Genomic DNA, 8,858 nt, shown 5'->3' on the forward strand with positions numbered 1-8,858 from the left:
ACTGGCATGCACTTACTATCTTGCGATCATGAACTGGCATCCAGAAGAACTGTCACGGAGATCGATGCTCAAGCGGGCCGGGGTCGCACTGGGGATGGGCGGCATGGCCGCGCTTGCCTCGCTGCCGTTGGCACCCCGTCCGGCGAGTGCGACGGAGCCGTCTGATCCTGCGGAGCTCGACACCATGGCCCGTCAGGTCGTCGACCAGGTGCGACAGAACACGGGTCATGTAAGCGGGTATCTCGAGGCACTCCCCTACCAACGGAAGGGGCCGAACGGCGTGGACTGGGACTTCAACCTCACGAGTGGCGGCACCATCGAGATCCGTGCGGACTGGGGTGACCCCTTCCTCAGTTCGTGTCGTGGCTTGGCCTCGGTTCGATTCGGAGTGTTCTACCGGGACCTGTACGGGCAAGAACAGATCAGCAACTCGATCCAGATCAATCATGATCAAAAGAACACCTGGTTCAAGTTCTGGAGGGAGTCGGGGACCGGTTCGTGGACGGACCGGTTCCCTGCGGGAGCCTTTGGCTTTTACGCGCGTGTGCCCCGCACCGACTGTGGGGGCGGAGGCTTCTATCACGGCGACGTGCCGAATGGGACATATCACAGTGTGAACATGCCCTTCTACTGGATCGCTCGGTACAACACCTATTGACATCCACAGGTGGACGTGACGGCGCTACGACGCTTTCCGCTCGCTGCACCATACCTGGCGACGCGGGAGCGGATGCGCCGTCAAGGCGACGGCCCTCCGGACGTCAGAGGCGCCGCAGAACCGTCAGGCCTTCGCCGTGAGGGTCAGGAGGGTCGCCTCGGGGCGGCAGGCGAAACGCACCGGAGCGTAGATCGAATGTCCGCAGCCGGCGCTCACGTTCAACGGGACGCGGTGCGCACCGTGGCTCCAGGTGCTCAGGCCCTTCGCCTGCTTGAGCGGGATGTCGCAGTTGGCGACGAGGGTGCCGAATCCGGGGAGGCAGACCTGGCCGCCGTGCGTGTGGCCGGCGAGGACGGCATCGGCGCCGAGGTCGACGAGCCCGTTGAGCACCCGCTGATACGGCGCATGGGTGACACCCAGGACCGGGACGCCCGCGGGACGCGGGCCGAGGGCGTCGATGGCGGAAGGGAGAGCGTCGAGGTCGTCCCAGTCGCGGTGCGCATCGCCGACGCCGACGAGGTCGAGACGCCGTCCGCCGACCTCCAGCGTCGCGGCGGTGTTGTCGATGCCCGCCCAGCCGATCTCGTCGGTGAGGAACCGGTCGAGGGCCGCGGTGTCGAGACGCTCGGCGTCCGGGACGTCTCGCGAGGGGCTGAGGAAGTACCGGAACGGATTGCGCGGCGCGGGGACGAAGACGTCGTTCGAGCCGTGCACGAAGACGCCGGGCACGCCCGCAAAGGGGGCGAACGCGCGCCGGATCCCTTCCAGGCCGTCGCGGTGACCCAGGTTGTCCCCGGTGTTGACGACGAGGTCCGGCTTCAGATCGGCAAGAGAAGCGAGCCAGCGCTGCCGACGCTCCTGCCACGGGGCCATGTGCGCATCGGACACGTGCAGGATCCGCAGGGGAGCGGAGCCTGGCGGGAGCGCCGGGGCGGAGACGTGCCGCACCGTGTACAGGTGTCGTTCGATCCCCACGCCCCAGATGACCGCGGACACGCCGACGGCCCCCACCGCGCCGAGCGCGATGAGGGCCGGGTGCGCCGGACGTGCCACTACGGGCAATTCTGCTTCGAGTAGTTCAGTCGGACCGTGGCACCCTTGGCGACCGATGTCCCGGCGGGCGGGTCCGTCGTCGTCACCTTCGCGCTTCCGCCACCGGCCGTGCAGTCACCCATGATGCCGACCAGTCCGGCCTGCTGAAGGGCTTCCACCGCCTTGTTCGGAATCTGCCCGCTCACATCGGGCACGGCGGTGCCCTGCCCATTGCTCGGCGAGATCGTGACGACGGTGCCACCGGTGACCTGGCCGGCACCGGGATCCTGCGCGGCGATGACTCCCGGTGCCAGATTGCTGTTCACAGGCGCGCCGATGGTGTAGTCGAACCCAGCGTTCTCGAGCCGACGCGCCGCGTCCTCCTGGCTCATGCCCACGACGTTCGGCAGGTCCACGTAGACAGGCTTGAGGCTGCTGCTCGGGGGGTCGGGGAACGGGTCGCCGCCGGCCGTCACGATGTTCGCGGCGGCCTGGAAATCCCGTCCCAGCGGGAATCGGATATCTGGGACGTTGTTGCCGTTCACGTAGAACTCGTTGAGGTTCTGGCCGTCGCCGTCAGCCTGGCCGACCCAGATCGCCGTGGCGGCCTTCGTGCTGGACTCGACCAGCATCGTCTGGGCGTTGTTGTGCGTTCCGGTCTTGCCGATGAGCGGAGTCCCGTCATACGGATTGCCGTTCGAGCCGGTGCCGCCCTCCATCACGCCCTGGAGCGCGTAGGCCGTCGCCGCGGCGATCTCAGGTTTGAGCACCTCACGGCACGTGCTGTCGGGGAGCTGCAGTTCTTCTCCACCAGGTCCGACCACCTTGTCGATCGCGTGCGGCGGGCAGTAGACGCCCTTGTTGGCGATCGTCCCGTACACGGACGCCATGTCGACAGGCGCGATCGCCTTCGACCCGAGGACGTCGAACGCGCCGAGGTCGTACGAGGTGTCCGTGACGCTACGGCCGTTGCCGAACTTCACGCCCATCCGCTCCGCCACCGCGTTGATCTCACAGACGTCGAGCCTCTCGGCCATCGCCGCAAACCCGGTGTTGAGTGATGCTGCGGTGAACTGCAGGATCGATCCCGTGTAGCCTCGGTTCCCTCCGGCATTACCCACGTCCCGGGGCAGGATCAGCTGATCGCCGTTGCAGGACAGTTTGAAGTCGCGGTTCGTCGCGTTGAGGGTCTCGCGGAGAGAGTGCCCCTTCTCCAGCCAGTCGATCAATGTGAAGACCTTGTAGGTCGACCCGACTGAGAAGCCGGTGGATCCCCCGTGGTTGATATCGCCCGCATACACCAGGGAGGTGAAGCCGGGGGCGGGGTTCGACTCGGTGAAGTTGGTGTTCTGGACGATGGAGAGGATGCGGCCGCTGTCCGGCTGCACCGTGACGCCCGCAGCTCCGAAAGCTGTCATGCCCTCGACGGTGGGCTCCGTGTACTCGTCCATCGCGGCGAGCTGCCGATCCTGGACGTCGAAGTTCAGCGTCGTGTAGACGTCCAGACCGCCCTTGAGGAGCTTCTCCTGGCGCTCCTCCCAGGTCTCGCCGAAGGCCGGGTCGTTCTCCAGCGTGGCTCGCACGTACTGGCAGAAGTAGGCATAGCCGCCGGCATCGCCGCAGCCCTGGCTGGGCGTGCTGATCACCGGGGTGATCGGCTCCGCGTGCGCCGCGTCGTACTGCTCCTGGGTGATCTTGCCGTCGTCGAGCAGGCGGCCGAGCACGTAGTTGCGCCGTGTGAGCGTCTCGGAGTAGCCGTCCGCGGCGCCGTTCACCTCGTTGTCGGGCTGGTCGATCCGGTACTCGTTGGGGTTCTGCACCATGCCGGCGAGCGTCGCGGCCTGGTTGAGCGTGAGGTTCGCGGCGGACGTGCTGAAGTAGCGCTGCGCGGCGGCCTCGATGCCGTACGTGGTGCCGCCGAAGCTGACGAGGTTCAGGTACCCGATGAGGATGTCGTTCTTCGAGTACGTCTTCTCGATCTGCATGGCATAGCGCATCTCCTGGAGCTTGCGCTGGATGCCCTCGGAGCCGTCCGAGTTCGCCGCCGCGTTCCAACAGTCAGCGAGCTGCTGGTCCCGCTCCTCCTGCGGCAGGTTCAGCTTGACCCCGCGCTCGCACTCCTGGAGCTGCACGTTCTTCACGTACTGCTGGCTGATCGACGAGGCGCCACGGGTGGACGAACCGCGGAGGTTGTCCACGAGGGCCTTGGTCGTGCCGACGAGGTCGATCCCGCCGTGGCTGTAGAAGTTCTTGTCCTCACTGGACAGCAGCGCGTCGTACATGACGGGCGCGACCTGGTCGAAGTTCAGCGGGATGCGGTTCTGGTCGTAGAACCGCGCGAGCTGACGCTGGCTGCCGTCGCGATCCGTCGCGTAGATCGTCGTCGCCTCCATCGGCCGGTCGACCTCGAGGTTGGAGGGGAGGTTCTCGAACAGGTCGATCGACTGCGCGGCCGCGGCGCCGGCGACGGTGAACACCGGGGTCACGCTCGCGGTGACGAGGACGCCGGCGACGGTGCTGAGACCGACGAGCCCGGCCAGGCCGCCGAGCACACCCTTCAGCGTTCGTTTGGACTGAGGCATACGCTAGATCGTAAGGGAAGACCCTGAGTACCGTCTCTGACGCGCGCGCGTGCGCGTCCCTTCCGGCAGGAGAGCCATGACCACGTGGGAGTACCTCACCACCCCGCTGCTGATCCACAACACTGCAGCGATCCTGAACAACTGGGGCAAGCAGGGCTGGGAGCTCGTGCAGGTGGTGCAGGGGCCCGAAGGGGGTCTCGTCGCCTACCTCAAGCGTCCGGTGAGCGAGGAGGGCACCGCCAACGCCGGCCTCGCCGCGGCCGCCGAGGCGTCCCGCCAGTTCGAGGGAGGCGCGCAGTGACCGTCTCCGCCCGCCTCGCCGAGCTCGGCATCGAGCTTCCCGCCGTCGCGGCGCCGGTCGCCGCCTACGTTCCGGCCGTGGTGCACGGCGGCGTCGTCTACACCGCGGGCCAGCTCCCGTTCCAGGACGGCGCGCTGCCGGCGACGGGCAAGGTCGGCGCCGAGGTGACCCCCGAGGACGCCAAGGGGTACGCCCGGATCTGCGCGCTCAACGCACTGGCCGCCGCCGCGGACGCCGCAGGCGGGGTCGACCGGATCGCCGGGGTGCTCCGGGTGGGCGGGTTCGTCGCCTCCGACCCGTCGTTCCCCGGCCAGCCGGCGGTCATCAACGGCGCCAGCGAGGTCCTCGGCGAGATCTTCGGCGATGCGGGGCGCCACGCCCGCGCGGCCGTGGGCGTGTCCGTCCTGCCGCTGGACAGCCCGGTCGAGGTCGAGGTCTCCTTCCTCCTCGCCTGATCCCGCGTCGCGCCCCCGCTGGCGCCGCCCGGCGCGCCGCATCAGGCGGACGCGGGAGATCAGGCGAGCAGGCTGGCTTCTTGCCTGACTTGGCGTGAGTGCCTGACCTGGCGAGGGTGCCTGAGTGCTGCGCCCGGCGCGCCGTCCGAACGTCGGATCAGGCGGACGCGCGAGAACAGGCGGCAAGGCGGGCTTCTCGCCTGATCTGGCGTGAGTGCCTGACCTGGCGAGGGTGCCTTCTTGCGTGAGTAGCTGAGCACCGCGGCCCTGAGCGCGGAAGCAGTCGCGTCGCGGGGACACCTGCGCGCGGGACAACGCGAGAGCCCCGCGTCCGACCGGACGCGGGGCTCTCGCTGTTGTGACCTACTTGACCTGCGCCGAGATCACGCTCATCACGGCGGTGTCCGCGAGCGTCGTGGTGTCGCCGACCTCACGGCCCTCCGCGACGTCGCGCAGCAGACGCCGCATGATCTTCCCGGAGCGGGTCTTGGGCAGCTCGCCCACGATGTACACGTCGCGGGGACGGGCGATCGGGCCGATCTGCTCGCCCACCCAGACCCGCAGCTGCGCCGCGAGGCCTTCGGGGGAGTGGGCGTCGAGATAGCTCTGCTTGATGATGACGAACGCCACGACCGCCTGGCCCGTGGTCTCGTCCGAGGCGCCGACGACGGCGGCCTCGGCCGTCGCCTCATGAGCGACGAGCGAGGACTCGATCTCCGCCGTGGAGAGGCGGTGACCGGAGACGTTCATCACGTCGTCCACGCGGCCGAGCAGCCACAGGTCGCCGTCCTCGTCCAGCCGTGCGCCGTCACCGGCGAAGTAGTAGCCCTGGTCCTCGAACTTCTCCCAGTACGTCTCCTTGAAGCGCTCCGGGTCGCCCCAGATGCCGCGGAGCATGCTGGGCCACGGCTCGGTGATCACCAGCAGCCCGCCGTTGCCGTTGCCGACCTCGGCGCCGGACTCGTCCACCACGTCGATCGAGATGCCCGGGAGCGGCACCTGGGCGGAACCGGGCTTCGCCGCCGTGATGCCCGGCAGCGGCGACACCATGATCGCCCCGGTCTCCGTCTGCCACCAGGTGTCGACGATCGGCGTGCGGTTGCCGCCGATGACCTCGCGGTACCACATCCACGCCTCGGGGTTGATGGGCTCGCCCACGGAGCCCAGCACGCGCAGGCTCGTCAGGTCGAACTCGTTCGGGATGCTGCGGCCGAGCTTCATGAACGAACGGATCGCGGTCGGCGCCGTGTAGAAGATCGTCACGCCGTACTTCTGGATGATCTCCCACCAGCGCCCGGGGTGCGGCGTGTCCGGGGTGCCCTCGTAGAGCACCTGCGTCGCCCCGTTGGCGAGGGGGCCGTAGGTGACGTACGAGTGCCCGGTCACCCACCCGATGTCGGCCGTGCACCAGAACACGTCCGACTCGGGGTGCAGGTCGAACACGTTCTTGTGCGTGTACGCCGCCTGGGTCAGGTAGCCGCCCGAGGTGTGCAGGATGCCCTTCGGCTTCCCCGTCGTACCGGACGTGTAGAGGATGAACAGCGGGTTCTCCGCGGGGAACGCCTCGGCGGTGTGGTCGGCCGAGGCCACCGGGACGACGTCGTGGTACCAGACGTCCCGGCCCGGATCCCACTCGACCTCGTTTTCGGTCCGCTTGACCACGAGCACGTGCTCGACGGTCTGCTGCTCGCCGTCTCCGCGGTCGCTGAGGGCCTGGTCCACGGCGGGCTTGAGGGGCGAGACCCGGCCCTTGCGGCAACCGCCGTCGGCGGTGATGACGAGGCGGGCCCCGGCGTCGTCGATGCGCGAGCGCAGGCTGTCCGCGCTGAAACCGCCGAACACGACGGAGTGGATCGCGCCGACGCGTGCGACCGCGAGCATGGACGCGATGGCCTCGGGGATCATGGGCAGGTAGATCGCGACCCGGTCGCCGTGGCCGATTCCGAGATCGGTCAGCACGTTCGCGAGGCGCTTGACCTCGTCGGTGAGCTCGGCGTAGGTGATGCGTCGTTCGTCGCCCGGCTCGCCCTCCCAGAGGATCGCGACGCGATCGCCGTTCCCGGCCTCGACGTGCCGGTCCAGGCAGTTGTACGCGACGTTGAGCTCGCCGTCCGCGAACCACTTCGCGAAGGGCGGCGTGCTCCAGTCCAGCACCTGAGTGAACGGGGTGTGCCAGTGCAGGAGCTCGCGGGACTGCTCGGCCCAGAACCCCTCGCGATCGGCGGCGGCCCGGTCGTAGAGCTCGGGCTTGGCGATCGACTGGGCGGCGAACTCCGGCGACGGGGGGAACCGGCGGTCCTCGTTCAGAAGGTGGTCGATCTGGCTGCTGCTCATGATGAGGAGGCGCTCCTTTGCGGCACGGGTGTTGCGGGGTCGCGACGGGACCGCGACATCGGGAATCTAGCCCTGCGGCGTGATCCGAGAGTACCGCCGAAAGTCGGTAGCCGAATGGGTTTTGTCAGACCCCTTACGTTGCGTATGCTGACCCACGGCCGAATTAACGATTCCGGCTTCACGCCGCGATTCCCCCGATCGCGCGCGTCTCTGGGCGGCATCCCATTCCCCCCGTGGGGTGCCGCCCTCTCTCCGTCGTGGGAGCGCTCGCACGCTCCTCGGCCGGCCATGCGTCTCGTCCTCCACGGAGGCGGATCCGGACGCGTTGTGCACCGCTGGTGTCCGGCCGTCTCCACGGCCGCGCGCCGATTCTTAGCCTCGGCGTATGCCTGGACCTTTCGTCATCGTCCCGCGCGGCGGGGAGGGGGATCCGCTCGTCGCGGCCCCCGAATCCATCGCTCTCGATCCCGCCTTCGGGGATCTCGCCGTGCATTGCACCGACGAACGCGTGACCGACCTCTTCGTCAACGGCGCCGACGGGCTGTTCGTCGACCGGGGCGCCGGTATCGAGCGGGTGTCCGGGTGGTCGGCCTCCGAGCGCGAGGTGCGCGACCTCGCCGTGCGACTGGTCGGTGCCGGCGGGCGCCATCTCGACGACCAGTCCCCGTGCGTGGACGTTCGGCTCGGCTCGGGCATCCGGGTGCACGCGGTGCTCGCACCGGTCTGCACCGGCGGCACGGCGGTGTCCGTGCGGATTCCGCGTGTCCGCGCTGCGGACCTCGACGACCTGGTGGCTCTCGGCGGGCTCGGGCCGGAGAGCAGGTCCTGGCTCGAAGGCGCGGTCCGTGACCGCGAGAACCTCCTGATCACGGGCGGGACCGGCACCGGCAAGACCACCCTGCTGTCCGCGCTGCTGGCGCACGTCCCCTCCGCCGAGCGCATCGTCACGATCGAGGACGTGGCCGAGCTGCGGCCGCGGCACCCGCACCATGTGGCGCTCGAAGCGCGGCAGCCGAACCTCGAGGGCGTCGGCGGGATCACCGTGTCCCGCCTTCTGCGCGAATCGCTGCGGATGCGTCCGGACCGACTGGTGGTGGGAGAGTGCCGCGGCGAGGAGATCCGCGACCTGCTCACGGCGCTCAACACCGGTCACGACGGCGGCGCCGGCACCCTGCATGCTTCGGGACTGGCCGACGTCCCGGCCCGGCTGGAGGCGCTGGGAGCGCTGGCTGGAATGGATCCGCCGGCATTGGCGCGACAGGCGGTGAGTGCGTTCTCGTTCGTGCTGCACCTCGTCCGGGGGGCCGACGGGACGCGCCGGCTGGCGCAGGTCGGACGCCTCCGCCTGGAAGAGGATCGCCTCGGCATCGAGGAGGTGCGACCGTGGTGATCTCGGTGCAGCGCCGCCGCGCGGCGGGCCCGTCCGCGGTGGCGGTGCCGGTGCCCGAGGCGGTGCGCACGCTCGCGGTGCTGCTGCAGGCCGGGGCCGCGCCGCT

The 8,858-nt window shown here is 69.1% G+C and carries 7 protein-coding genes; 4 read left to right on the plus strand and 3 right to left on the minus strand.

From position 1 onward, the window contains the following. Positions 1 to 28 precede the first annotated feature (28 nt). Entirely contained in the window at positions 29 to 658 is a 630-nt protein-coding gene (locus tag MR1_RS13150) for a hypothetical protein (protein ID WP_157518183.1), read from the plus strand. Between the two features lie 123 nt (positions 659 to 781). Here MR1_RS13150 and MR1_RS13155 read toward each other — a convergent pair whose 3' ends face one another. Then, on the minus strand, positions 782 to 1,711 hold the full coding sequence (locus MR1_RS13155) for a metallophosphoesterase (RefSeq protein WP_067247595.1): 930 nt from the start codon (positions 1,709 to 1,711) through the stop codon (positions 782 to 784). Further along, positions 1,711 to 4,272: a transglycosylase domain-containing protein gene (locus MR1_RS13160; RefSeq protein ID WP_084344649.1), complete on the minus strand. Its 2,562-nt coding sequence runs from the start codon at positions 4,270 to 4,272 to the stop codon at positions 1,711 to 1,713. The genes MR1_RS13155 and MR1_RS13160 overlap by 1 nt, the downstream gene beginning before the upstream one ends. Before the next feature lie 76 nt (positions 4,273 to 4,348). Here MR1_RS13160 and MR1_RS13165 point away from each other — a divergent pair, with 76 nt between their 5' ends. Both MR1_RS13165 and MR1_RS13170 read left to right on the plus strand, forming a co-directional pair. Next, positions 4,349 to 4,573, plus strand: coding sequence for a DUF4177 domain-containing protein (locus tag MR1_RS13165; protein ID WP_067247602.1), 225 nt, complete (start codon positions 4,349 to 4,351; stop codon positions 4,571 to 4,573). Beyond that, positions 4,570 to 5,028, plus strand: coding sequence for a RidA family protein (locus MR1_RS13170; RefSeq protein WP_067247606.1), 459 nt, complete (start codon positions 4,570 to 4,572; stop codon positions 5,026 to 5,028). The genes MR1_RS13165 and MR1_RS13170 overlap by 4 nt, the downstream gene beginning before the upstream one ends. A gap of 363 nt (positions 5,029 to 5,391) precedes the next feature. Here MR1_RS13170 and acs read toward each other — a convergent pair whose 3' ends face one another. Continuing rightward, positions 5,392 to 7,362, minus strand: coding sequence for an acetate--CoA ligase (gene acs / locus MR1_RS13175; protein WP_067247610.1), 1,971 nt, complete (start codon positions 7,360 to 7,362; stop codon positions 5,392 to 5,394). Between the two features lie 385 nt (positions 7,363 to 7,747). On the opposite strand from acs, the gene MR1_RS13180 reads away from it, so the two are divergent. After that, positions 7,748 to 8,752, plus strand: coding sequence for a TadA family conjugal transfer-associated ATPase (locus MR1_RS13180; protein WP_067247613.1), 1,005 nt, complete (start codon positions 7,748 to 7,750; stop codon positions 8,750 to 8,752). Positions 8,753 to 8,858 lie beyond the last annotated feature (106 nt).

The sequence above is a fragment of the Microbacterium resistens NBRC 103078 genome (genome assembly GCF_001552355.1).
Taxonomy (GTDB): domain Bacteria; phylum Actinomycetota; class Actinomycetes; order Actinomycetales; family Microbacteriaceae; genus Microbacterium; species Microbacterium resistens.

Bases quoted from the DNA above. Each gene is read 5' to 3' on its own strand.
- MR1_RS13150 (WP_157518183.1), top strand. From the start codon at position 29: ATGAACTGGCATCCAGAAGAACTGTCACGGAGATCGATGCTCAAGCGG.
- MR1_RS13160 (WP_084344649.1), bottom strand. From the start codon at position 4,272: ATGCCTCAGTCCAAACGAACGCTGAAGGGTGTGCTCGGCGGCCTGGCC.
- MR1_RS13165 (WP_067247602.1), top strand. From the start codon at position 4,349: ATGACCACGTGGGAGTACCTCACCACCCCGCTGCTGATCCACAACACT.
- acs (WP_067247610.1), bottom strand. From the start codon at position 7,362: ATGAGCAGCAGCCAGATCGACCACCTTCTGAACGAGGACCGCCGGTTC.
- MR1_RS13180 (WP_067247613.1), top strand. From the start codon at position 7,748: ATGCCTGGACCTTTCGTCATCGTCCCGCGCGGCGGGGAGGGGGATCCG.